Source organism: Streptomyces sp. NPDC014801 (assembly GCF_043082085.1).
Lineage (GTDB): Bacteria > Actinomycetota > Actinomycetes > Streptomycetales > Streptomycetaceae > Streptomyces.
The window spans coordinates 408,627-434,035 of sequence record NZ_JBIBXG010000001.1; the positions used below are offsets into that span (position 1 = coordinate 408,627).

A 25,409-nucleotide genomic window follows, 5' to 3' on the forward strand; every position below is an offset into this window, starting at 1 on the left:
ACGACCCGCACCCGCAAAGAAGAGACCAGCAACCCCCTCCGCAGGCGCACAAGCCCCCGCACCCTTTGTCAGCACCCGTCCGTAGACTGAACCCCGTGAGCGAAAACCCCGGCACCGACCAGCCCGACCCCCTCGACAGCTTCGAAGAGATCGTCGAGGCCGAGACCACCCGCGACCCCGACCTCGCGGTCATCGAGGCCGGCAGCCGCACCCTGCGCACCCAGGGCGGTCCGCCGCAGCCGGACGTACCGGCCCGCCCCGAGGACCCCGAGGTCGACAAGGCGCTGCGCGAGGTCGAGGCCGAGCTCGCCACCCGCTGGGGCGAGACCAAGCTGGAGCCGTCGGTCGCCCGGATCTCCGCGCTGATGGACGTCCTCGGCGAGCCGCAGCGCTCGTACCCCTCGATCCACATCACCGGCACCAACGGCAAGACGTCCACGGCCCGCATGATCGAGGCGCTGCTCGGCGCGTTCGAGCTGCGCACCGGCCGCTACACCAGCCCGCACGTGCAGTCGATCACCGAGCGGATCAGCCTGGACGGCGCGCCGATCTCCGCGGAGCGGTTCGTCGAGACGTACCGGGACATCAAGCCGTACGTCGAGATGGTCGACGGGCAGCAGGAGTACCGGCTGTCGTTCTTCGAGGTGCTCACCGGCATGGCGTACGCCGCCTTCGCCGACGCGCCCGTGGACGTGGCGGTCGTCGAGGTCGGCATGGGCGGCTCCTGGGACGCCACGAACGTCATCGACGGTGACGTCGCCGTCGTCACGCCGATCGACCTGGACCACACCGACCGGCTCGGCGAGACGCCCGGCGAGATCGCGGGGGAGAAGTCCGGGATCATCAAGCAGGGCGCGACCGTGATCCTGGCGCAGCAGCCGGTGGACGCGGCGCAGGTGCTGCTGAAGAAGTCCGTGGAGGTGGACGCGACGGTGGCCCGTGAGGGCCTGGAGTTCGGCGTCGTCTCCCGGCAGGTCGCCGTCGGCGGGCAGCTGCTCACGCTGCGCGGCCTGGGCGGCGAGTACACCGACGTCTACATCCCGCTGCACGGGGCGCACCAGGCGCACAACGCGGCGGTGGCGCTGGCGGCCGTGGAGGCGTTCTTCGGCGTGGGCGCCCAGCGCCAGGAGCAGCTGGACGTGGACACGATCCGCAAGGCGTTCGCCGCCGTGGCCTCGCCGGGCCGCCTGGAGGTCGTGCGCCGCTCGCCGACCGTGGTGCTGGACGCCGCGCACAACCCGGCGGGCGCGCGGGTGACCGCCGAGGCGGTCGGGGAGGCGTTCCAGTTCAGCCGGCTGATCGGGGTCGTCGGCGCGAGCGGCGACAAGAACGTGCGCGGGCTGCTGGAGGCGTTCGAGCCGGTCTTCGCGGAGGTCGTGATCACGCAGAACTCCAGCCACCGCGCGATGGACGCCGACGAGCTGGCGGGCATCGCCGTGGAGGTGTTCGGCGAGGAGCGGGTGCAGGTCGAGCCGCGCCTGCCGGACGCGCTGGAGGCCGCGATCACGCTCGCCGAGGAGGAGGGCGAGTTCGCCGGCGGCGGGGTGCTCGTGACCGGTTCCGTCATCACGGTCGGCGAGGCCCGGCTGCTTCTCGGGAAGAGTGCGTGAGTCATGCGGACGCTGTGTTCCTCGACGCTGATCGGTGAGTTCTTCGTCATCGGGTTCGCCGGTCTGGTCGCCATGAAGGACCCGGACCTCACCACGGGCACGGTGTGGACGGTGTGCGGCATCGCGATGCTGCTCAGCGTGCTGCTGTGCGGCATGGTGACCCGGCCCGGCGGCGTGGCCCTCGGCTGGGCGCTGCAGATCGCGCTGATCGCGTCGGGTTTCGTGGTGCCGCTGATGTTCTTCATGGGCGCGGTGTTCGCCGCCCTGTGGTGGGCGTCGGTGCACTTCGGCCGCAAGGTGGACGAGGCGAAGGCGAGATTCGCGGCGCAGAGCGCGCAGGGCGGCTCCTCCACGCCTGACGCTGCGTGACGGGCGGCCGGACACGCCCTGTAATCTCGTCCCACCGCACACCTGGCAGGAAGAAGGAGTCCTCCCGTGACCCAGCGCACCCTCGTCCTCCTCAAGCCCGACGCCGTCCGGCGCGGCCTGACCGGCGAGATCATCAGCCGTATCGAGCGTAAGGCGGGCTGGCGGATCACCGCGCTGGAGCTGCGCACCCTGGACACCGACACGCTGGAGCAGCACTACGGCGAGCACAAGGGCAAGCCGTTCTACGAGCCGCTGGTCGAGTTCATGTCGTCCGGCCCGGTGGTGGCGATGATCGTCGAGGGTGAGCGGGTGATCGAGGGCGTGCGCCGGCTGGCGGGTCCGACCGACCCGATCGCCGCGGAGCCGGGCTCCGTCCGGGGCGACTACGGCGTGATCGTGCGCGAGAACCTGATCCACGCGTCCGACTCGGAGGAGTCCGCCGAGCGCGAGGTGAAGATCTTCTTCCCGGGCCGCGCCTGAGCGCTCCGCGAGGATGTTCCGGGGATTTTTCTGACGTCACGTCAGCTCATTCCCCGTGCCCGACCAGGGACGGCCGGACGATTTCGGCCGTCCTTTGGCATATGCCGCGCCGATCGGGGGAACGGATGCCCCCGATGGCACGTCTCCACAAGCGGGGCGCCGTCGCTTCTGATGACAATGGCGAAGACCCTCACGCCGTGTTCGTGCAGGCGCGTCTACGATGGAAGCCTTCACGTCACAGCACCCACCTCGCCGACCTGAAAAGCCCTCAAAAGCTCGTGGGAAGGCCAGACGAATCCTCATGGGGAACTCAATGTCGTTCATCGGCCGTGACATGGCTGTCGACCTCGGGACCGCCAACACGCTGGTGTACGTCAGGGGTCGTGGGATCGTACTCAACGAGCCGTCCGTCGTCGCGATCAACACCAACACCGGTGGCATCCTCGCGGTCGGCGCCGAAGCGAAGAAGATGATCGGGCGCACGCCCGGCAACATCGTTGCCGTCCGTCCGCTCAAGGACGGCGTGATCGCCGACTTCGAGATCACCGAGCGGATGCTCCGCTACTTCATCCTGAAGATCCACAAGCGGCGGTATCTGGCTCGTCCGCGGGTCGTCGTCTGTGTGCCCTCGGGCATCACCGGCGTCGAGCGCCGCGCGGTCATCGAGGCGTCGACCCAGGCCGGCGCCCGCCAGGTGCACATCATCGAGGAGCCCATGGCCGCGGCCATCGGCTCCGGCCTGCCGGTCCACGAGGCCACGGGCAACATGGTGGTGGACATCGGCGGCGGCACCACGGAAGTCGCGGTCATCTCGCTCGGCGGCATCGTCACCGCACAGTCCATCCGCGTCGCGGGCGACGAGCTGGACAACGCGATCATCCAGCACGTGAAGAAGGAGTACAGCCTTCTGCTGGGTGAGCGGACTGCCGAGCAGATCAAGATCACGATCGGCTCCGCGTACGACCTCGACACCGACGAGCACACCGAAATCCGCGGCCGGGACCTCGTCTCCGGGCTGCCCAAGACCGTCGTCATCTCGGCCGCCGAGGTGCGCAAGGCGATCGAGGAACCCGTCAACGCGATCGTCGACGCGGTCAAGACGACGCTGGACAAGTGCCCGCCCGAGCTGAGCGGCGACATCATGGACCGCGGCATCGTCCTGACCGGCGGCGGCGCCCTGCTGCGCGGCCTGGACGAGCGGCTGCGCCGGGAGACCGGCATGCCGATCCACATCGCCGAGGACCCGCTGGACAGCGTGGCGCTGGGCTCCGGCAAGTGCGTCGAGGAGTTCGAGGCGCTCCAGCAGGTCCTGGACGCCGCGCCGCGCCGATGACGTAACGCTTCGATTCCGCCGTACGAGATGATCTCCTCTCGTACGGCGGATCGTTGATACGGAGGCATAAGCTCCGCCATACGCCTCCGCACATCCGCCATACGCCTCCGCACAGCTGAACACAGCATCCGACCCCTGCACACATTCCAATGAGGAAGGGCACGGCCGCCGCACGTGAGGGACACACGAGAGAGCCGGCTTCTCCTGGTGCTGCTGATCGCCATCGCGTTCGCGCTGATCACGGTGGACATCCGCGGCGGGCAGGACTCCCCGGTCGACGGTGCCCGGCAGGCCGCGGCCGCGGTCTTCGGTCCGATCGAGAACGGCGTGTCGTCGGCGGTGAACCCGGTCGGCAACGCCGTCGAGGCGGTCCGCGACTCCGGGGAACGGCACGACCGGCTCGCCGCGCTGGAGAAGGAGAACGCCGCCCTCAAGGCCAAGCTGGGCAGCGACGACCGCACCCGCAGCCGGCTGGGACAGCTCGACAGGATGCTGAAGATCGCCGGCGCCGGCCAGTACGGCATCAAGGGCGCCCAGGTCATCGCCATAGGAGCGGCCCAGGGCTTCTCCTGGACCATCACCATCGACGTCGGCGCCAACGACGGCATCCAGCGCGACATGACCGTCCTCAACGGCGACGGCCTGGTCGGCCGCGTCACCACCGTCGGCCCGAACACCTCCACCGTGCTGCTCGCCAACGACCCCGACTTCACCGTCGGCACCCGGATGGAGGGCAGCGACGAACTCGGCTTCGCCTCCGGCCAGGGCGACCGGCCGCTGCGCGTGGAACTGCTGAACGCCAAGGCGGAGGTGAAGAAGGGCGACCGGCTCGTCACCTTCGGCTCGCAGTCCGACAAGCCGTTCGTGCCGGGCGTGCCGGTCGGCGCGGTCTCCCGCGTCGAGCCCTCCAACGGCGGCCTCACCCGGACGATCTACGTCACGCCGTTCGTCGGCTTCACCAAGCTCGACATCGTCGGCGTCGTCGTCGAGGCCCCGAAGAAGGACCCGCGCGACACCGTGCTGCCGGCCAAGCCCAAGCCGGTGCCCACGCCGACGGTCACCGTCACCGTCACCCCGGGCGCCACCGCGTCCGGCGACCCGCGGCTGCAGAACGGGCAGCAGCAGCCGCAGCCGCAGCTGAGCGAGCAGCCGGCCACCGACGTGCAGACCGGACCACCGTCGGACGGCGGGCAGACCCAAGACGGCCAAGAGCTGCAGTAGGAGCTGACTTTCGATGCGCGTCAACCGGATCCTGCTCGCCACGGCGCTGATCGTCGTCGCCCTGGTCGTGCAGGTGAGCGTCCTCGCCCGCCTGCACCTGCCGGGCGCCGTCCCCGACCTGCTGCTGCTGACCGTCCTCGGCCTCGCCCTGGTCTACGGCCACGTCGGCGGCGCCCTCATCGGCTTCGGCGCCGGCCTGCTCGCCGACCTCGCCCCGCCCGCCGACCACGCGGCCGGCCGCTACGCGCTGGTGCTGTGCGTGACCGGCTACGCCGCCGGGCTGATGAAACCGGAGAACGGCCGGCTGAAGTCGGCGACCGGCCCCATGGTCACCGTGGTCGCCGCGGCGATCGGCTCCACCCTGCTGTACGCCGGGGTGGGCGCCCTCGTCGGCGACACCGCCGCCCGGCACGTCGGCCTGCCGAGCCTGCTGTTCACGGCGGCCCTGTACGACCTGCTGCTGGCGCCGTTCGTGGTGCCCGGCGTCATGGCGCTGGCCCGCCGCGCGGACAACGACCCGCTCGCCGAGACCGGCTCCACCACGAAGGCCGCGGACATCTCCTCCGGCTGGGTCGCGGGCGGCACCGGACTGAAGATCGGCGGGCAGCGCAACGGGCTGCGGGTGAAGGCGGCCCGGGCCCGCGGGGCCCGGGCGGGACGCATCAAGGGGGTCAAGCGGCTGTGAGCGGCGGGGAGTTCGAGTTCACCGGTACGGGTGAACGCCAGGGGAACCGGCGTGCGAGGGCCGATCGTTCACTTCTCGTGCGCAGATGCTCGCAGTCCGTGCACATCCCGTCGTACGCGTCCTGAGAGGGGGAGAGCGCCGCAGTGACCAACATCCCGGAGACCGGGCGGACGCCCCGCGTCCAGACCCGGCTCGTCGTCATCCAGATCCTCGTCCTCTCCCTGCTCGGCACCCTCGGCGGCCGCCTGTGGTACCTGCAGATCCGCGAGGGCGCCGAGTACCAGAAGGAGGCCTCCGGCAACCACGTCCAGCAGGTCGTCCAGCCCGCCGTGCGCGGCTCGATCCTGGACGCCCGCGGCGTGCCCCTCGCCGACAACGAGACGCGGCTCGTCGTGTCCGCCTCCCGCACCGACCTGCTCAAGCAGAAGGACGACGGCAAGGCGGTGCTCACCAAGCTCGCCGGTGTCCTCGGCATGGACCCCAAGGAGGTCATGCTGAAGGTCCGGCTGTGCGACGCCAAGACCCCCCAGCCCTGCTGGAACGGCTCGCCGTACCAGCCCATCCCGATCACCGACGAGGCCACCCCCAGGCAGGCCCTGCAGATCCGGGAGCGCGCCGAGGACTTCCCCGGCATCACCGCCGAGCCCGAGGCCGTGCGCCGCTACCCGGCCCCCGGCAAGGCCAACACCGCGCAGGTCCTCGGCTACCTCTCGCCGGTCACCGACGAGGAGATCCAGAAGGCCAAGGACACCGACTCGCCCTACCTGCGCTCCGACCAGGTCGGCCGCTCCGGCCTGGAGCGCCAGTACGACAAGGCGCTGCGCGGCAAGGCCGGCGTCACCCGCTACGAGGTGGACAACCTCGGCCGGGTCATCGGCAAGGCGCAGTCCGACGCGGCCGAGCCCGGCGCCAACCTCGTCACCAGCATCGACGCCCGTGTGCAGCGGGTCGCCGAGTACGAGCTGAACGAGGCGATGAAGGCCGCCCGCGGCCAGTTCGACAAGATCACCGGCACCAACTACAAGGCCGACTCCGGCGCGGTCGTGGTGATGGAGGCCAAGACCGGCCGCATCGTGGCCATGGCCTCCAACCCGACCTACGACCCCAACGTCTGGGTCGGCGGCATCTCCTCCAAGGACTACGCCAGGCTCACCGGCAAGGATTCCGACTACCCGCTGCTGAACCGGGCCATACAGGGTCAGGCGGCGCCCGGCTCGACGTTCAAGGTGGTCTCCACGGCCGCCGCGGTCGAGGCCGGCTACGACTTCGACGGCCGCTACCCCTGCACCAGCTCCTACTCGGTCGGCGGCCAGGTCTTCAACAACTTCGAGGGCGAGAACTTCGGGCCGATCTCCCTCGGCCGCGCCCTGGAGGTCTCCTGCGACACCGTCTTCTACGGCCTCGCGCACAACGAGTGGAAGCGGGACGGCGGCATCAACCCCAAGAAGGGCCAGCCGCGGGACTTCTTCTTCAAGGCCGCCCACCAGTTCGGCCTCGGCAAGGAGACCGGCGTCGACCTGCCCAACGAGGTCACCGGCCGCGTCCCGGACCGCCAGTGGAAGCTCGACTACTGGAAGGCCAACAAGGACGCCTGGTGCAAGAGCGGCAAGAAGGACGGCGACTACGTCCAGAAGATCGCCTACGAGAACTGCCTCGAGGGCAACAAGATGCGCGCCGGTGACGAGATCAACTACTCCATCGGCCAGGGCGACACCCTCGTCACCCCGATCCAGGAGGCCGTGATCTACGGCGCCCTCGCCAACGGCGGCACCATGCACGCGCCCACCATCGGCAAGGCCGTGATCAGCCCCGACGGCAAGACCGTCACCGAGATCAAGCCCAAGGTCACCGGCAAGCTGCCGATCAGCCAGGCCACCCTCAAGGGCATGGACGACGCCCTGGCCGGCGTGGTCACCCGCGGTACGGCCGCCTGGAAGTTCAACGGCTGGCCGCAGGACAAGATCGAGCTGCACGCCAAGACCGGTACGGCGGAGGTCTACGGCAAGCAGACCACGTCCTGGCTCGCCACGTACTCCAAGGACTACACGGTGATCATGACGATCGCCCAGGCCGGTACGGGTTCGGGCGCCTCCGGTGAGGCCGTGCGCAACATCTACAGCGCCCTGTACGGCGTGCAGGCCGACGGCTCCATCGACAACAAGAAGGCGCTGCTGCCGACGCCGCAGAAGGGCCTGCCGAAGGTCCGCACGGACGGCACCATCGCCGCCCCGAAGATCGCCGGCGACCCGGCGAAGGACGCCGAGGCCGCGCAGAAGGACAACCCGACCAACGGCGACGCCCAGCAGCCCCCGGCGACCACCTCGCCGACCACCGGCGCCAACCGCAACACCCGCAGACGACCGCGCAGGCGGGGAAGCCGGAGGATGCCCCGATGACCGGCGCCAACAGCTTCTCCGTCTCCGGGTACGGCCCCGAGCGGGCCGGCTGGACCAGGATCTTCGCCCGTGACTCGCTCACCCGGCGGCTCGACTGGCCGATCCTGCTGGCCGCCCTGGCGCTGTCCCTGCTGGGCTCGCTGCTGGTGTTCTCGGCGACCCGCAACCGCACCGAGCTCAACCAGGGCGACCCGTACTTCTTCCTGCTGCGGCACCTGATGAACCTCGGCATCGGGCTCGCCCTGATGATCGCCACGCTCTGGCTCGGCCACCGCGCCCTGCGCAACATCGTGCCGATCCTCTACGGCCTGTCCGTGCTGCTGGCGCTGGTGGTCCTCACCCCGCTCGGCGCGACGATCAACGGCCAGCGCAACTGGCTCGTCATCGGCGGCTTCTCCATCCAGCCCGCCGAGTTCCTCAAAGTCACGATCATCCTGGGCATGGCGATGCTGCTGGCCGCGCGGGTGGACGCGGGCGACAAGCTCTACCCCGACCACCGCACCGTCGCCCAGTCCCTGGGGCTGGCGGCCGTGCCCTGCCTGATCCTGCTGCTCATGCCGGACCTGGGCTCGGTGCTCGCGATGGTGGCCATCATCCTCGGCGTGCTGCTCGCCTCCGGCGCCTCCAACCGCTGGGTCTTCGGCCTGCTCCTCGCCGGAGCGATCGGCTGCGTCGCCATCTGGCAGCTGCACATCCTGGACGAGTACCAGATCAACCGCTTCGCCGCGTTCGCCAACCCCGACCTGGACCCGGCGGGTGTCGGCTACAACACCAACCAGGCCCGCATCGCGATCGGCTCCGGCGGACTGATGGGCGCGGGGCTCTTCCACGGCTCGCAGACCACCGGCCAGTTCGTGCCCGAGCAGCAGACGGACTTCGTCTTCACCGTCGCGGGTGAGGAACTGGGCTTCGTCGGCGCGGGCCTGATCATCGTGCTGCTCGGTGTGGTGCTGTGGCGGGCCTGCCGCATCGCCCGGGAGACCACGGAGCTGTACGGCACGATCGTGGCCGCGGGGATCGTCGCCTGGTTCGCCTTCCAGGCCTTCGAGAACATCGGCATGACGCTCGGCATCATGCCCGTCACCGGCCTGCCCCTGCCGTTCGTCTCCTACGGCGGCTCGTCGATGTTCGCGGTGTGGGTGGCGGTGGGACTCCTGCAGTCGATCAAGGTCCAGAGACCGATGTCGGCGTAGGCCTTCGGCGACGAACGGGCCGCGGCGTCGCGGGGTACGGGAGGTCGGCGGTGCCCCTGGGCGGGTGAGTGAGCCCGGGGCGCCCGCTCGGTGGGGTGCCTGAGCCGGGCGGTGCCGCCTCGGCTCGCGGGGTGCGCGAGCCCACGGCGCCCCCTCGGCGGGGGTGCGTGAGCCTGGCGGTGCCGCCTCGGCGGGTGCGGCCGGCCCGCCGTTCCGCCTCGGGCGTGGCGCACGCACAGCAGCCAGGACCGCATCGGGGTGGCGCACGCACAGCCAGGGTCGCAGAGCCGCAGGGCCGCACCGGCACGGCGTACGGCCCACTGCCGTCACGCCGTGCCGGGCACTAGATTCAGGTCATGGCGGAGACGAAGCGCGAGATCGAGCGCAAGTACGCATCCGACAAGGGCGGTCTGCCCGACCTGACCGGTGTCGCCGGGGTCGCGGCCGTCCTCGACAAGGGCCTCGTCGAGCTGGACGCCACGTACTACGACACCGCCGACGAACGCCTCGCCCGCTCCTCGGTCACCCTGCGCCGCCGCACCGGCGGCTCCGACGCCGGCTGGCATCTCAAGCTCCCGATCGCGCCCCACGTGCGCGACGAGATCCGCGCGCCGCTCTCCGACACCGTGCCCGACGAGCTCGCCGCACTGGTCCGTTCCCGGACCCGCGGCGCCCCCCTCGTCCCGGTGGTGCGGCTGCGCAGCTCCCGGGACGTGCGCCATCTGGTCGACGCCGCCGGCACCCTACTCGCCGAGGCGAGCGTGGACGAGGTGCACGCCGAACGGCTGAACCGGGCGGGCGGCACCGCCCGGTGGACCGAGATCGAGGTGGAGCTGGCGGACGGCGGCGACCCCGCCTTCCTCGCCAAGGTCGACAAGCAGCTGCGCAAGGCAGGCGTGAAGCCGTCGGCGTCCCCCTCGAAGCTGGCCCGCGCCTTTCAGGAGACCGGCGGCGTCGGGGCGCGGACACCCGTACCCGCCAAGCCCGTGACGGCCGGCGACCACCTCCTCGCCTATCTGCGCACGCAGCGCGACGCCATCGTCGAGTGCGACCCGGCCGTCCGCCGCGATCTCCCGGACGCCGTCCACCGGATGCGGGTGGCGACCCGCCGCATGCGCAGCACCTTCCGCACCTTCGGTGCCGTCCTCGACCGCGCCGTCACCGATCCCGTCGCGGCCGAGCTGAAGTGGCTGGCGGGCGAACTGGGCGCCGACCGCGACCAGGAGGTCCTGGCCGAACGCCTGACGGCCGCCCTCGGCGACCTCCCGCCCGGCCTGGTCCACGGACCCGTCCGCGAGCGGCTCACCACCTGGGCCGGGGCCCGGCACAGCCACACCCGCGGCCATCTCGTCGCCGTGCTCGACTCCGCCCGCACGCTCGCCCTGTTCGACACCCTCGACGCGCTGCTCGCCGACCCGCCGCTGCGCAAGAAGGCCGCGAAGAAGCCGGAGGCGGTGCTCGGAGCGGCCGTGCGCAAGGACTTCGCCCGCGTCTCCCGGCTGGTCGCCGCGGCGCTCGACCTGCCCCCGGGTGGCGACCGCGACGGCGCGCTGCACGAGGCCCGCAAGAAGGCCAAGCGCACCCGGTACGCCGCCGAGGCCGCCGCTCCCGCCCTCGGCGGACCCGCCCGCTCGCTGGCCGCGTCCATGAAGTCCCTGACCGGCCTGCTCGGCGACCACCAGGACAGCGTCATGGCCCGCGACACCTTGCGGGAGCTGTCCGTCGTGGCCCACGCGGCGGGCGAGGACGCGTTCACCTACGGGCTGCTGTACGGGAGGGAGGAGGCCCGGGCGGCGGCCGCCGAGCGGGAGCTGCCCCGCCTGTGGAAGCGGATCGATGCGGGGGCGGACCTGTGAGCGTACGGAGGACGCCGCCGACCGGGTTACGCTTGATGGTCACCCCTGTCAGCTCACGAAGGTTCCCCCGATGTCTGTCGAGTCGGTGTTCCCGCAGCTCGAAGCCCTGCTCCCGCATGTGCAGAAGCCGATCCAGTACGTGGGCGGCGAACTGAACTCCACCGTCAAGCCCTGGGACAGCTGTGACGTCCGCTGGGCGCTGATGTACCCGGACGCGTACGAGGTCGGCCTGCCCAACCAGGGCGTCATGATCCTCTACGAGGTCCTCAACGAGCAGGAGGGCGTCCTCGCCGAGCGCACCTACAGCGTGTGGCCGGACCTCGAGCAGCTCATGCGTGAGCACGGGGTGCCGCAGTTCACGGTGGACAGCCACCGGCCGGTGAAGGCGTTCGACGTGTTCGGCCTCAGCTTCTCCACGGAGCTGGGCTACACGAACATGCTCGCCGCGCTCGACCTCGCCGGCATCCCGCTGGAGGCCAGGGACCGCACGCTCGACGACCCGATCGTCGTGGCGGGCGGGCACGCCGCCTTCAACCCGGAGCCGATCGCCGACTTCATCGACGCCGCCGTCATCGGCGACGGCGAGCAGGCCGTCCTCGACATCACGAAGATCGTCAAGGAGTGGAAGGCCGAGGGCCGCCCCGGGGGCCGCGAGGAGGTGCTGCTGCGCCTGGCGAAGACCGGCGCGGTGTACATCCCGCAGTTCTACGACGTCGAGTACCTCCCGGACGGCCGGATCAGCCGTGTCGTACCGAACCGCTCCGGCGTGCCGTGGCGCGTGTCCAAGCACACGGTCATGGACCTCGACGAGTGGCCCTACCCCAAGCAGCCGCTGGTCCCGCTGGCCGAGACGGTGCACGAGCGCATGTCCGTGGAGATCTTCCGCGGCTGCACCCGCGGCTGCCGCTTCTGCCAGGCCGGCATGATCACCCGCCCGGTGCGCGAGCGCTCCATCACCGGCATCGGCGAGATGGTCGAGAAGGGCCTGAAGGCGACCGGCTTCGAGGAGGTCGGCCTGCTCTCCCTGTCCTCCGCGGACCACAGCGAGATCGGCGACATCGCCAAGGGCCTCGCGGACCGCTACGAGGACGACAAGATCGGCCTCTCCCTCCCCTCCACCCGCGTCGACGCCTTCAACGTGGACCTGGCCAACGAGCTGACCCGCAACGGCCGTCGCTCCGGTCTGACCTTCGCCCCCGAGGGCGGTTCCGAGCGCATGCGCAAGGTCATCAACAAGATGGTCTCGGAGGAGGACCTGATCCGCACGGTCGCCACCGCGTACGGCAACGGCTGGCGGCAGGTGAAGCTGTACTTCATGTGCGGCCTGCCCACCGAGACCGACGAGGACGTCCTGCAGATCGCCGACATGGCGACGCGGGTCATCGCCAAGGGCCGCGAGGTGTCGAAGTCGAACGACATCCGCTGCACGGTGTCGATCGGCGGTTTCGTGCCCAAGCCGCACACCCCGTTCCAGTGGGCGCCGCAGCTGTCCGCCGAGGAGACCGACGCCCGCCTGGAGAAGCTGCGCGACAAGATCCGCGGCGACAAGAAGTACGGCCGCTCCATCGGCTTCCGCTACCACGACGGCAAGCCGGGCATCGTCGAGGGCCTGCTCTCGCGCGGTGACCGCCGTGTCGGCGCCGTCATCCGCGCGGTCTACGACGACGGCGGCCGCTTCGACGGCTGGCGCGAGCACTTCTCCTACGACCGCTGGATGCAGTGCGCCGACAAGGCGCTGGCCCCCTACGGCGTCGACGTCGACTGGTACACGACCCGCGAGCGCACCTACGAGGAGGTCCTGCCCTGGGACCACCTCGACTCGGGCCTCGACAAGGACTGGCTGTGGGAGGACTGGCAGGACGCCCTCGACGAGACCGAGGTCGAGGACTGCCGCTGGACCCCGTGCTTCGACTGCGGCGTCTGCCCGGCGATGGACACCCACATCCAGATCGGCCCGACCGGCAAGAAGCTCCTGCCCCTGACGGTCAAGAACGCCGCCCCCACCCCCGCCGCCAGCGGCCACACCCACTGACGCCGCCACCCCACCCGACACCCGACCGAGCCCCTTGCCCCGCGTGGGCAGGGGGCTCGGCCGTTCGCGGGCGGCGGGGGAGTGCCGTGCACCCTGTCGTCCGCGTCCCGCTGGCCGGCATGGGGGTGGGGATCTAGCGTCGGATCATGTGGTCGTCCCGGGGGGAGCCGGCGGGGGACGTGGTGGGCTCTCTGTCCGCCGGGCCGGTCGTGTTGGCCTGGCTGACGCAGTTCCTGGTGGGCACCGACCTCTTCGTGGTGGCGCCGCTGCTGCCGCACATCGCCGCGGCGTTCTCCCTCTCCGCGGCGAGCACCGGCCTGCTGGTCACCGCCTTCTCGATCGCCTACGTGGTCGCCTCGCCCCTGGCCGGCCGGCTCTCCGACCGCCGGGACCGCGCCATGGTCCTGGTGGTGGCGCTCGTGCTGTTCTCGGCGGCCAACGTCGGCACCGCGCTGGCGCCCGGCTTCGGGATGTTGCTGGCGGCCCGCGTGGTCGCCGGGGCCGCGGCCGCCGCGACCGGTCCCACCGTGTACGTCCTGGTCAGCACCCGTGCGCGGCCGCAGAACCGGGCGCAGGTGCTGGCCGTGGTGGGATCGGGACTGCTGACCGCGCTGTGGGTGGGCGCGCCGGCCGGTTCGCTGCTGGGGCGGTACGTCGGCTGGCAGGCCGCGTTCGTCATCCTGGCCGCGGGCACCTTCCTGCTGGCCTTCCCGCACGCCGTCGTCTGGCGTGCCCGGCCCGCCCCGGCGCCCGTCGCCCCGGCCGGGGCGCCCCCGCGGGCCGGGCTTTCCGGTGCGGGCCTCGCGCTGCGGGCCGTCGCGGTCACGACCCTGTGGGCCTTCGCCGTGTACACGCTGTACACGTTCCTGGCGATCGCGCTGCACGCCGACGGCAGGGCCACCGCCGTCACCTGGCTGCTGGTCGTGTACGGCGTCGGCGCCGTCGTGGGCGGTCAGGTGGGGGGCCGGCTGGCGGACCGGGGTGACGCGGTGCGGATCACCCGGGCGGCGCTGGCGCTGACGGCGGTGCTGGAGGCCGCCGTGGCCCTGCTGTTCCCGGTCACCTGGGCGCTGGCCTGCGCGCTGGGCCTGTTCGCGTGCGCCGCCTACGGCTTCTTCCCCGCCCAGCAGCGGCACCTGGTCGACCTGTTCCCCGGCCGGGCGACCGCCGTGCTGTCCTGGAACAACAGCGCACTCTTCGTGGGCCTCTCCCTGGCCGGCGCCGCCGGCGGGCCCCTCGTGCACGCGGCGGGCTACCGGACCCTGCTCTTTCTCGGCGCCGGCGTGGCGGTGGCCGGCTGCTTCGTCGCCGGGGGACGCTCGTCCCGGGGCCGTCCGGTGCGCCGTCCTTGACCGGAGGCCCGGCGGTCCTCCCGCCCTCGTGCATCCGTACGGCCCTCTGCGGCGTCCTGTCAGGCATGGAGCTGGAGAAGCCGCCGCCGCGGCGGGAGCCCGAGGGGTGCCTGGTCGTCGCCGTCCGCCTGCCCGTGCGGATCGTCGTGCTGGTGCTGGTCGTGCCGGTGCGCATGGTGTGGGACGCGCTGGTCGTCGCCGGCCGGGTGCTGCGGGACGCGGTGCTGCGGCCGCTCGGCCGGGCCCTGCTGTGGCTGGCGCGCGCCCTGCTCGTGTGGCCGTTCGTGGCGCTGTGGCGTCATGTCCTCGTGCCGCTCGGCAAGGGGCTCGCCTGGCTGCTGAACGCGCTGCTCGTGCTGCCGGCGGTGTGGCTGTACCGGCGGGTGCTCACACCCGTCGGGCACGCCCTGTCGTGGGCGGCGCGCGGCCTCGGCGCCGGGATCGCGTGGGTGGCGTCGGGGATCGGCTGGGCGCTGGCGTGGCTGTACGCGCGCGTGCTGACGCCGGTGGGGCACGGGGTGCTGTGGGTGCTGCGCGGGATCGGGCTGGTGCTCGCGGCGCTCGGCGCCGGGGCGTACGCGGTGCTCGCCTGGCTCGTGCGGTACCTGGTCGTCGTCCCCGTGGTGTGGCTCGTGCGGTACCTGGTCGTCGTCCCGGCCGCCTGGCTGTACACCTGGGTGCTCGTCCCGGCGGGGCGGGCGGTCGCCTGGTGCGCCCGGGGCGTGGTGTGGGCGCTGGGGATGCTCGTCACGGGGGCCGGGACCGGCCTGTACTGGATCACCCGGGTGCTCCTGGTGCTGCCGGCGCTCGCCGTGTGGCGGTGGGTGCTCGTGCCCGTCGGACGTCTCCTCGCCGTCGTCGCCCGCGAGGCCGGCGCCGCCCTCGGGCACGCGTGGCGGATCGCCGGGCGTATCTCGCTCGCCGTGGGCCGCTTCCTCGCCTATCTCCTGCGGTGGACCCTCGTGGAGCCCGTGCGCTGGGTGTACCGCAGCGTGCTCACCCCCGTCGGGCACGTGCTGCGCGACGCCGTCCTGCGGCCCGCAGCCGAGGCCGCCCGCGGGGCCGGACGGGCCGTGCGGCAGGTGCTCGCCGCGGCCCGGGAGACGGCGCGGCAGACCCGGGCCGACCTGAGGCGGGCCCTGTTCGGCGACCCTCGTCCGAGGGAGGCGGTGGCCCGGCGGGAACCCGCGGGCCACGAGACACGTACTCTTGATAGACGTACGACCGCTCTCACGAAGGACTAGGACACTGGGCAAGCGACAGCCCGAAGGCCCGCCGCCCGCACCCGCGGTGCAGCGCATCCGACTGCGCTACACCAAGCGCGGCCGCCTGAGGTTCACCAGCCACCGCGACTTCCAGCGCGCCTTCGAGCGCGCGCTGCGCCGCGCCGACGTACCCATGGCGTACTCGGCGGGGTTCACGCCGCATCCGAAGGTGTCGTACGCCAATGCCGCACCCACCGGCACGGGCAGTGAGGCGGAGTACCTGGAGATCGCGCTCACCGAGCCGCGTGACCCGGAGCAACTGCGCGTCCTCCTCGACGAGTCGCTGCCCACCGGGCTCGACGTCATCGAGGCGGTCGAGGCGCACACGTCCGGGCTCGCCGACCGGCTCACGGCTTCCGTGTGGGAGCTGCGGCTGGACGGCGTGGACCCGGCCGACGCGCGCCGCGCGGTGGACGCCTTCACCACGGCCGAGACCGTCGAGGTCCAGCGCCTGACCAAGAACGGCATGCGCACCTTCGACGCCCGCCCGGCCGTCGTGAGCCTGGAGGCCACCGAAACGCTCAGTTCGACGGCTGATAGGCCGAGCGACCAGCCCTGTGCGATACTGCGGCTGGTTGTTCGGCACGTGACGCCTGCCGTACGACCCGACGACGTCCTGTCCGGTCTCCGCGCCGTGGCCGACCTGGCGCCGCCGGTCCCCGCAGCGGTGACCAGGCTGGCGCAGGGGCTGTTCGATGAAGAGACCGGCACGGTGACCGACCCGCTCGCGCCCGACCGCGAGGCAGCAGCGGCCCTGACAACGGCCGCGCCGGCTGCCGCCGCGACGGCGCCGACGCCGGAAGGTTCCGCGTAGGGACGGACGTCGTAAGCGCCGCCCTCGTACTCGGGAGCCACCTGGGTCGGGCAGCGCACCGACCAGAAGACTTTCGCCAGGCCGTACGCGACAAGGCGTACGGAACCGGCGAGACAGGACACAGAAAGCTCCCGAGCGGCGCCCGCGCCCCGGACGGCGGCACCGCGCACCGCGCGAGCCGCGGACGTCAGCGGCGATCGATCGTCACGATCGACGCCGGACCAGGCGCGGCGCCCGGGAGCCTGACGGGAGATACGCCCGCATGCTCGAGCCGACCGAACCCACCCAGGGTTCCGAAGAACAGAACACTCCGAGCGACACCCTGCCGCCGCGTCGTCGGCGCCGTGCCGCTTCCCGACCGGCCGGACCGCCGGCCCGCACCACCTCCGACGCGCCCGTCGAGACGGTCGAGCCGGCCATACCGGCCGCCACGGCCCCCGAGGCCGTCACCGCCGCGGTGAACGCCGAGGCCGAGGAGGAGGCCGCCGTCGCCGAGGCGCCGGCCCTGGACACCGAGGCCGCCGAGGAGGCCGCTCCGGCCCGCCGCACGCGGCGCCGCGCGACCCGCCGTGCCTCCGCGCCCGCCGGATCCCCCGCGTCCGCGGAGACCGCCGAGACGGTGGTGCCCGCCGCTGCCGCCGGTGCGCAGGAGACCGACGAGGACGAAGAGACCGACGAGACCGGTGAGGTCGCTGTGACGGAGTCCGCGCCCGAGACGCCCGCCGCGGAGGTCCCCGCCGAGGAGGCCGCTCCCAAGGGCCGTTCCCGTCGCCGGGTCACCCGCCGGGCGTCCGCGCCCGCCGGCGCCCCCGCCGCCGCGGAGGCCGCCGAGACCGTCGTCCCGGCCGCGCAGCCCGCTGCCGCCGCCGACAGCGGTGCGGCCGAGGCTCCCGCCGCGCAGGACGCCCCCGCCGTCGAGGAAGAGGCCGCGTCCGGCCGCCGTACGCGGCGCCGCGCGACCCGCCGTGCCTCCGCGCCCGCCGGCGCCCCGGCCGCCGCCGAGGCCACCGAGACTCCCGAGGCCGGCGAGACCGCCGCCCCGGCCGCCGCCCGCGAGGAGCAGCCCGCCGAGACGGCCGTTCCCGCCGCCGTGGAAGCCCCCGCGCAGGCCCCCGCCGAGGAGGCCGCCCCCAAGGGCCGTTCCCGTCGCCGGGTCACCCGCCGCTCGTCCGCGCCCGCCGGCGCCCCCGCCGAGGCCACCGAGACGCCCGTGACCGCCGAGACCCCCGTGGCCGGTGTCGACACCGAGGCCGCCGCCGTGGCCGGCGTCGGCGAGCCCGCCTCCCGTGCCGCGAAGGGCGAGGCCCCCGCGCAGGAGGCCCCCGCCGCCGAGCAGGCCGAGGAGGGCGCGCCGCGCCGTGGCCGCCGCCGGGTCGAGCGCCGTGCGGCGACCGGGTTCGCCGCGCCCGCGCAGACCGCCGCCGAGTCCGAGGACTCGCCGCGCCGCCCCGCGCGCCCCGCGGTCGCCGTCTTCCAGGCGCCCGTGTTCACCGAGCCGATGTTCCAGACCCCGGAGCGCGCCGCCGCCGAGGCGGCCGCCGAGGCCCGGCCCGTGGAGAGCGAGGAGCCCGCGCAGGCCGCGGAGCCCGCGGAGGAGCAGGCCGGCTCGCGCCGTCGCCGCCGTCGCCGGGGCGCCGCCGAGGAGCCGGAGCGCACCGCCGAGACGCCCGTCGAGACGGAGACCGCCGCCGCCGACGAGGAGGCGGAGGAGGCCGACGAGCAGGCCGAGGACGCCGCCGATTCCGAGGACGGCGAGGAGACCGGTTCCCGCCGTCGCCGCCGCCGCGGTGGCCGTCGCCGTCGCCGCGGTGACTCCGCCGACGGCGCCGAGGGCGACGCCGACGAGCTCGCCGCCGAGCAGGCCGCGCAGGACGCCGAGGACACCGCCGAGCAGGTCGAGGAAGACGACGAAGAGGCCGCGGAAGCCGCCGAGGAGCGCACGGGCGAGGAGTCCGGCTCCACCGCGGGCAGCCGTCGCCGCCGTCGCCGCCGCCGTCGCGCCGGTGACAGCTCCACCGAGGCCGAGCCGTCCGCCGACGACCCCGAGCGCACCGTCGTCAAGGTGCGCGAGCCGCGCCCGGCCCGCGAGAAGAGCGAGCCGTCCGACGAGGTGCAGTCCATCAAGGGCTCCACGCGTCTGGAGGCCAAGAAGCAGCGCCGCCGCGAGGGCCGCGAGCAGGGCCGCCGCCGCGTGCCGATCATCACCGAGGCCGAGTTCCTGGCCCGCCGCGAGGCCGTCGAGCGCGTCATGGTCGTCCGCCAGCACGGCGACCGCACGCAGATCGGCGTCCTGGAGGACGGCGTGCTCGTCGAGCACTACGTCAACAAGGAGCAGTCGACCTCGTACGTCGGCAACGTCTACCTCGGCAAGGTGCAGAACGTCCTGCCGTCGATGGAGGCCGCCTTCATCGACATCGGCAAGGGCCGCAACGCCGTGCTGTACGCCGGCGAGGTCAACTTCGAGGCGCTGGGCATGGCGAACGGCCCGCGCCGTATCGAGTCCGCGCTCAAGTCCGGCCAGTCGGTCCTGGTGCAGGTCACCAAGGACCCGATCGGCCACAAGGGCGCGCGTCTGACCAGCCAGGTCTCCCTGCCGGGCCGCTACCTCGTGTACGTGCCCGAGGGCTCGATGACCGGCATCAGCCGCAAGCTGCCCGACACCGAGCGGGCCCGGCTGAAGACCATCCTCAAGAAGATCGTCCCCGAGGACGCGGGCGTCATCGTGCGCACCGCCGCCGAGGGCGCGAGCGAGGACGAGCTGCGCCGTGACGTCGAGCGGCTGCAGGCGCAGTGGGAGGACATCCAGAAGAAGGCGAAGAACGGCGGCAACGCGCCCACGCTGCTGTACGGCGAGCCGGACATGACCGTCCGGGTCGTGCGCGACATCTTCAACGAGGACTTCACCAAGGTCATCGTCAGCGGTGACGAGGCGTGGCAGACGATCCACGGGTACGTCGCGCACGTCGCCCCGGACCTCGCCGACCGTCTGCAGCGCTGGACCAGCGAGGTCGACGTCTTCGCGACGTACCGGATCGACGAGCAGCTCGCCAAGGCGCTCGACCGCAAGGTCTGGCTGCCCAGCGGCGGTTCGCTGGTGATCGACCGGACCGAGGCGATGGTCGTCATCGACGTCAACACCGGCAAGTTCACCGGTCAGGGCGGCAACCTCGAGGAGACGGTCACCAGGAACAACCTGGAGGCGGCCGAGGAGATCGTGCGCCAGCTGCGGCTGCGCGACCTCGGCGGCATCATCGTGATCGACTTCATCGACATGGTGCTGGAGTCCAACCGGGACCTGGTGCTGCGCCGTCTGCTGGAGTGCCTGGGCCGCGACCGCACCAAGCACCAGGTCGCCGAGGTGACCTCGCTGGGCCTGGTGCAGATGACGCGCAAGCGCGTCGGCCAGGGCCTGCTGGAGTCCTTCTCCGAGACCTGTGTCCACTGCAACGGCCGCGGTGTCATCGTCCACCTCGACCAGGCGAGCTCCAACGGCGGCGGCAAGCGCAAGAAGCGCGCGCGGGCCGGCGCCGCCGAGCAGCACGACCACGAGCACGAGGCGGTGGCCGAGGCGTCGGTGCGGACCGCGCCGAGCGCCGAGCAGGAGGCCGAGACCGAGGCCGAGGTGGCCGCGGAGGCCGCCGAGCCCCTGGCGCTGCCCGAGCCCGCCTTCGCCCCGGACGAGGAGCTGTACAGCAGCATCGCCGAGGCAGAGGCCGCGGTGTCCCGCGGTGGCCGCACCCGGCGCCGCTCCAGCCGCCGGGCGTCCGCCCCGGCGGGCGCGCCCAGGTCGGAGGCCCCGGCCGAGTCCCCGAAGGCAGAGGCTCCCGAGGCGGAGTCCGGTAGGCCGGAGCGGGCGAAGGCGCAGGAGCCGAAGGCCCGCAAGGCGCGGGAGACCGAGCCGCAGGCGCCCACCGCGCAGGCGGTGACCGCCGAGCAGGAGGCCGAGCGTCCCGTGCGGCCCGAGCCGGCCGCCGAGGCGCTGGCCGAGCCCGCCGCCGTCGAGGACGCCGTCGTCGCGGCGCCCGAGGCGCCGGCCGCCGAGCAGCCCGCACCGCAGGGCCGTACCCGCCGTCGCGCCACCCGCCGGGTGTCCGCGCCGGCCGGTTCGCCCGCCGGTGCCGAGGCGGCCGTGGTGACGGTCGCGGAGAGCGCGCCCGCCGAGGCCAAGCCCGTCGAGGCGCCGGCCGAGCCGGCCGCCGAGGCGCAGGCCCCGGCCGCCGAGGCCGCCGCCGAGCCCGCCCCTCCGGCCCGTCCGCGGCGCCGGGCCGTGCGCAAGGCGACCGCGCCGACCGCACCGGTGGAGGCCGCCGTCGTGGTCCTGCCGGCCGCGGAGCCGCAGGCGCCCGCCGACGCTCCCGAGGAGGCCGCCGCCGACGCGCCGGCCGCCGAGGAGGCCGAGGCCGCCCCGGCCAAGAAGACCGCCCGCAAGGCGGCCAAGAAGGCCACGGCGAAGAAGGCCGCCACCAAGAAGACGGTGGCCAAGAAGACGGCCGCGAAGAAGACCGCGGCCAAGAAGACGACGACGAAGAAGGCGGCGGCCAAGAAGACGACCGCCAAGAAGACCGCGGCGGCGCAGCAGACGGCCCCGTCCGTCTCGGCCTCCGCCGACGAGTCCTGACCGATCAGGTCACACGGGGCCCGGTTTGACCCTTGCGGGCCGGGCCCCGTAACCTAGACCGTCGGCGTGCCCCATGAGCACGCCACATCCCCGTAAACCTCTTCCTCCCGGGCACACGGCTGACCGGGAGAGGTCGTCCGCGATGGCGGGCGGCTGGCCTGCGGGGGTGCCGTTCCCCGAGCGAGAGAGTGAGATCCGCGTGTACGCCATCGTGCGCAGCGGTGGTCGCCAGCACAAGGTTGCTGTCGGCGACATCGTTGAGGTTGACAAGATTTCCACTGCCAAGGTTGGCGACACGGTCGAGCTCTCGACCCTGCTCGTTGTCGACGGCGACTCCGTGACCAGCGACCCGTGGGTGCTGGCCGGCATCAAGGTCCAGGCCGAGGTCGTGGACCACCACAAGGGCCAGAAGATCGACATTCTGCGCTACAAGAACAAGACCGGCTACCGCCGTCGTCAGGGCCACCGCCAGCAGTACACGGCGATCAAGGTCACGTCGATCCCCACGGCCGCGAAGTAAGGGACTGAGGAGAAATGGCACACAAGAAGGGCGCATCGTCCACCCGGAACGGTCGCGACTCCAATGCCCAGCGGCTCGGCGTGAAGCGCTTCGGCGGTCAGGTCGTCAGCGCGGGTGAGATCCTGGTCCGCCAGCGTGGCACCCACTTCCACCCGGGCGCGGGCGTCGGCCGCGGCGGCGACGACACGCTGTTCGCCCTGCAGGCCGGTTCGGTGCAGTTCGGCACCTTCCGTGGCCGCAAGGTCGTGAACATCGTTCCGGTCGCCTGAGTCGGCTGATCGGAAGCTTTCGCGAGGCGGACCTCACTTCCCGGTCGGGAAGGCGGGTCCGCCTTTCGCGTGTTACACCGAAGACATCTCGTACCACGAGACTCTCGTACGTTTCTGGAGGCACCCCACCATGACCACCTTCGTGGACCGCGTCGAACTGCATGTCGCCGCGGGTAACGGAGGCCACGGCTGTGCCTCCGTCCACCGTGAGAAGTTCAAGCCGCTCGGCGGCCCGGACGGCGGCAACGGCGGCCGCGGCGGCGACGTGATCCTCACCGTCGACCAGTCCGTGACCACGCTGCTGGAGTACCACCACTCCCCGCACCGCAAGGCCACCAACGGCAAGCCCGGCGAGGGCGGCAACCGCTCCGGCAAGGACGGCCAGGACCTGGTCCTGCCCGTGCCGGACGGCACCGTCGTCCTGGACAAGGCCGGCAACGTCCTCGCCGACCTCGTCGGCCACGGCACCTCCTACGTCGCCGCGCAGGGCGGCCGCGGCGGCCTCGGCAACGCCGCGCTGGCCTCCGCCCGCCGCAAGGCGCCCGGCTTCGCGCTGCTCGGCGAGCCCGGCGACCTGCGCGACATCGTGCTGGAGCTGAAGACCGTCGCCGACGTGGCGCTGGTCGGCTACCCGAGCGCCGGCAAGTCCTCGCTGATCTCGGTGCTCTCCGCGGCGAAGCCGAAGATCGCGGACTACCCGTTCACCACGCTGGTGCCGAACCTCGGTGTGGTCACCGCCGGTTCCACCGTCTACACCATCGCCGACGTCCCCGGCCTCATCCCCGGCGCCAGCCAGGGCCGCGGCCTGGGCCTGGAGTTCCTGCGCCACGTGGAGCGGTGCAGTGTGCTCGTGCACGTGCTGGACACGGCGACCCTGGAGTCCGAGCGCGACCCCGTCTCCGACCTCGACGTCATCGAGGAGGAGCTGCGCCAGTACGGCGGCCTCGACAACCGTCCGCGCATCGTCGTCCTCAACAAGATCGACGTGCCCGACGGCAAGGACCTCGCCGACATGGTGCGCCCCGACCTGGAGGCGCGCGGCTACCGCGTCTTCGAGGTGTCGGCGGTGGCCCACATGGGCCTGAAGGAGCTGTCGTTCGCGCTGGCCGACCTGGTGGCGAAGGCGCGTGCCGCCAAGCCCAAGGAGGAGGCCACCCGCATCGTCATCCGGCCCAAGGCGGTCGACGACGCCGGGTTCACCGTCACTCGTGAGGACATCGGCGGCGAGCCGCTGTTCCGGGTGCGCGGCGAGAAGCCCGAACGCTGGGTGCGCCAGACCGACTTCAACAACGACGAGGCCGTCGGCTACCTCGCCGACCGGCTCAACCGCCTCGGCGTGGAAGAGGAGTTGATGAAGGCGGGCGCCCGCTCCGGCGACGGCGTCGCCATCGGCCCCGAGGAGAACGCGGTCGTCTTCGACTGGGAGCCGACCGCGATGGCGGGCGCCGAGATGCTCGGCCGGCGCGGTGAGGACCACCGCTTCGACGCCCCGCGTCCCGCGGCCCAGCGCCGCAGGGACCGCCAGGCCGAACGGGACGAGGCGGAGCGCGAGTTCGACGACTTCGACCCGTTCTAAACAGAGGTCGATGCCGGGCGGCGGCGGACGAAAGCCGCCGCCCGGTTGCACGTACTGCCGCAGGCTCAGCGCTTGACGAGCCGCGCCGAGCAGGCCGTCGCCCGACACGCCGGGCGCGGCACCCAGCAGCCCCAGCACGGCGCACGGCACCCACACCGCCCGGCGGGTACGGGTGCGGGCCAGGACAGGTACGAGCAGCACGAGACGGCGAAAGGGCCCGCCCGCGCCTCCCCGAGGGGAGATGCGGGCGGGCCCTTCTCGACGAGCGGGCGTCTTATGCCACCGGCTCCGGGTCACGGTCCGCCGCAGACGGCTCGTCCGCCTGCTCCGGTGGGCCCGACGGGTCCGGCCTGCCCCCGTCCTGCCGGCCGAAGCGCGGCTTCGCGGCGATCAGGGGCAGCGTCAGGATGCCCAGGAACAGCGGCGCGAACATGTACCGGGCGAGCGGCGCCGGGTTGGCCGCCACCACCGTCAGCTGCAGCGCCAGCGGGATGGACATCATGGCCAGCGGTGCCCAGGAGCGCTGCCGGCGGGAGAACGTCAGGAAGATCGCGTACGCCGCGTAGCACCAGGTGGCGCCCCGCCACAGCAGCCACTGCAGCTGCGGCGTCTTGCTGGCCTTCCAGGAGAAGAACGCCAGCTTGTGCAGCGAGTCGCTGAGCGGGCGGATCTTCAGGACGGGCCGGTACTCGCTGTGCTTGATGTCCTGGTTCCAGTCGGCCCAGCCGAACAGGTTCTTCGGCACGGACGGGGCGCTGATCAGCGTCTGGCCCATCTTGTCCGCGGGACCCGGGAACGGCGACCAGGCGATGTGGGAGCGGCACAGCCGCGCCCCGATCATCTGGTCCGGGGTGCGCTGCAGGACCCGCATCCACAGGTCCATCAGCTGGTCGTTGTACTCGGCGGCCTTCTTGCGGTTCATCGGCTTCTGCATCGCCCAGTCGGCGTTGTAGCAGTTGGCCGCCCGGCCGCTCCAGTGGGACAGCGGCGCCACCTTGGCCATCAGTGCCTTGTCCGACTTGGAGAAGGTCCACGGGGCCTTGCCGTAGACCACCGCGATGTCCGCGTAGTTCATCGCGTACACCTGGTCCTTGGTCGGGGTGATCACGCCCAGCGCGGGGTAGATCGCGACCTGCAGGACACCGGCGATCACCGCCGGGATGACCGTGGCGACGAGCATCGCCCGGCGCATCCTCGGCAGCACGAGCAGCAGCACCGGCGCGGCGAGGACCGCGACGAGCAGGCCGTTGTTGCGGAACAGGCCCATCGCCAGGAAGCCGGTGAACAGCATCGCGACGTCGTTGCGGAACGCCTTGTCGCGCACCGCCTGCCGGCCGCGCATCCGCCGCACGACCAGCCGCCCGGCCGCGCCGAACGCGACCACGGAGCCGATGACGAACGGCACGTCCTTCCACACGAAGATGGTGAACGAGCCGATCGACGGCAGCGCCGCCACCGCGATCGTGGCCGTCGCGCTCCACTTGCCCGGCACGCCGAACTGGCGCAGCGTCATCGCCACGTACGCCAGCGCCGCGGCCATGGCGACGCTCTGCGCGAACGTCAGCAGCGCCAGGTCACCGGTGATGTTCAGGGAGAGCCAGACCAGCCCGTCGTAGGCCACCGAGTGGTTGGACATCCAGTGCCCGGTGGTGACGTGCCAGACGTAGGCGATCGAGTCGTAGCTCATCCCGCCCGGGTAGAAGGCCGCCCACCACAGCAGGAAGATGACCTGCGTGACGGCATAGACGGCCAGGGGCATCCGGCGACGGGCCGGGATGCGCTCCAGGCGCTCTGCGACGGCTCTGGGGATCGTGGGCACT

18 protein-coding genes are annotated in these 25,409 nt (G+C 72.4%); 17 read left to right on the forward strand and 1 reads right to left on the reverse strand.

Annotated features, from left to right (window positions below):
* The first annotated feature begins 95 nt into the window (after positions 1-95).
* The 17 genes from ACF1AL_RS01790 to obgE all read left to right on the forward strand — a co-directional run bounded on the left by ACF1AL_RS01790 (position 96) and on the right by obgE (position 23,589).
* A complete protein-coding gene (locus ACF1AL_RS01790) occupies positions 96-1,610 on the forward strand; it encodes a folylpolyglutamate synthase/dihydrofolate synthase family protein (RefSeq protein ID WP_366834523.1) in 1,515 nt (504 codons plus the stop codon).
* A 3-nt stretch (positions 1,611-1,613) separates the two neighbouring features.
* Positions 1,614-1,979, forward strand: coding sequence for a DUF4233 domain-containing protein (locus tag ACF1AL_RS01795; protein WP_391819067.1), 366 nt, complete (start codon positions 1,614-1,616; stop codon positions 1,977-1,979).
* 66 nt (positions 1,980-2,045) lie between these two features.
* Positions 2,046-2,459 carry a nucleoside-diphosphate kinase gene (gene ndk, locus ACF1AL_RS01800; RefSeq protein ID WP_366834525.1) on the forward strand — a complete coding sequence of 138 codons (414 nt, stop codon included), beginning with the start codon at positions 2,046-2,048 and terminating at the stop codon, positions 2,457-2,459.
* Between the two features lie 313 nt (positions 2,460-2,772).
* On the forward strand, positions 2,773-3,792 hold the full coding sequence (locus tag ACF1AL_RS01805) for a rod shape-determining protein (RefSeq protein WP_103782377.1): 1,020 nt from the start codon (positions 2,773-2,775) through the stop codon (positions 3,790-3,792).
* 174 nt (positions 3,793-3,966) lie between these two features.
* Positions 3,967-5,013 (forward strand): rod shape-determining protein MreC, encoded by a 1,047-nt coding sequence (gene mreC, locus ACF1AL_RS01810; protein WP_391825321.1) that lies wholly within the window; start codon positions 3,967-3,969, stop codon positions 5,011-5,013.
* A gap of 13 nt (positions 5,014-5,026) precedes the next feature.
* Complete coding sequence (mreD, locus tag ACF1AL_RS01815; protein WP_366834527.1) at positions 5,027-5,698, forward strand: rod shape-determining protein MreD; 672 nt, start codon at positions 5,027-5,029, stop codon at positions 5,696-5,698.
* Positions 5,699-5,841: 143 nt separating this feature from the next.
* Positions 5,842-8,094 (forward strand): penicillin-binding protein 2, encoded by a 2,253-nt coding sequence (mrdA, locus tag ACF1AL_RS01820; RefSeq protein WP_391694807.1) that lies wholly within the window; start codon positions 5,842-5,844, stop codon positions 8,092-8,094.
* Positions 8,091-9,287, forward strand: a complete 1,197-nt coding sequence (gene rodA / locus ACF1AL_RS01825) for a rod shape-determining protein RodA (RefSeq protein WP_386583265.1) — start codon at positions 8,091-8,093, stop codon at positions 9,285-9,287. Before mrdA ends, rodA begins: the two co-directional genes overlap by 4 nt.
* Before the next feature lie 356 nt (positions 9,288-9,643).
* Complete coding sequence (locus ACF1AL_RS01830) at positions 9,644-11,143, forward strand: CHAD domain-containing protein (RefSeq protein WP_391825322.1); 1,500 nt, start codon at positions 9,644-9,646, stop codon at positions 11,141-11,143.
* Positions 11,144-11,213: 70 nt separating this feature from the next.
* Complete coding sequence (locus tag ACF1AL_RS01835; RefSeq protein WP_366834531.1) at positions 11,214-13,175, forward strand: TIGR03960 family B12-binding radical SAM protein; 1,962 nt, start codon at positions 11,214-11,216, stop codon at positions 13,173-13,175.
* A 146-nt stretch (positions 13,176-13,321) separates the two neighbouring features.
* Positions 13,322-14,527, forward strand: a complete 1,206-nt coding sequence (locus ACF1AL_RS01840) for an MFS transporter (RefSeq protein WP_391825323.1) — start codon at positions 13,322-13,324, stop codon at positions 14,525-14,527.
* 65 nt (positions 14,528-14,592) lie between these two features.
* On the forward strand, positions 14,593-15,771 hold the full coding sequence (locus ACF1AL_RS01845) for a hypothetical protein (RefSeq protein WP_391825324.1): 1,179 nt from the start codon (positions 14,593-14,595) through the stop codon (positions 15,769-15,771).
* A 46-nt stretch (positions 15,772-15,817) separates the two neighbouring features.
* Positions 15,818-16,606 (forward strand): TIGR03936 family radical SAM-associated protein, encoded by a 789-nt coding sequence (locus ACF1AL_RS01850; protein ID WP_366834534.1) that lies wholly within the window; start codon positions 15,818-15,820, stop codon positions 16,604-16,606.
* 262 nt (positions 16,607-16,868) lie between these two features.
* The gene (locus ACF1AL_RS01855; RefSeq protein WP_391825325.1) at positions 16,869-21,224 is read left to right on the forward strand and encodes a ribonuclease E/G; all 4,356 of its coding nucleotides are present in this window, start codon (positions 16,869-16,871) and stop codon (positions 21,222-21,224) included.
* Between the two features lie 199 nt (positions 21,225-21,423).
* On the forward strand, positions 21,424-21,744 hold the full coding sequence (rplU, locus tag ACF1AL_RS01860; protein ID WP_028422127.1) for a 50S ribosomal protein L21: 321 nt from the start codon (positions 21,424-21,426) through the stop codon (positions 21,742-21,744).
* A 14-nt stretch (positions 21,745-21,758) separates the two neighbouring features.
* Entirely contained in the window at positions 21,759-22,013 is a 255-nt protein-coding gene (gene rpmA, locus ACF1AL_RS01865) for a 50S ribosomal protein L27 (RefSeq protein ID WP_103784733.1), read from the forward strand.
* Between the two features lie 130 nt (positions 22,014-22,143).
* Positions 22,144-23,589 (forward strand): GTPase ObgE, encoded by a 1,446-nt coding sequence (gene obgE / locus ACF1AL_RS01870; RefSeq protein ID WP_386911427.1) that lies wholly within the window; start codon positions 22,144-22,146, stop codon positions 23,587-23,589.
* A 274-nt stretch (positions 23,590-23,863) separates the two neighbouring features.
* Here obgE and ACF1AL_RS01875 read toward each other — a convergent pair whose 3' ends face one another.
* Positions 23,864-25,408 (reverse strand): DUF6020 family protein, encoded by a 1,545-nt coding sequence (locus tag ACF1AL_RS01875; protein WP_391694822.1) that lies wholly within the window; start codon positions 25,406-25,408, stop codon positions 23,864-23,866.
* Between the last annotated feature and the right edge of the window lies 1 nt (position 25,409).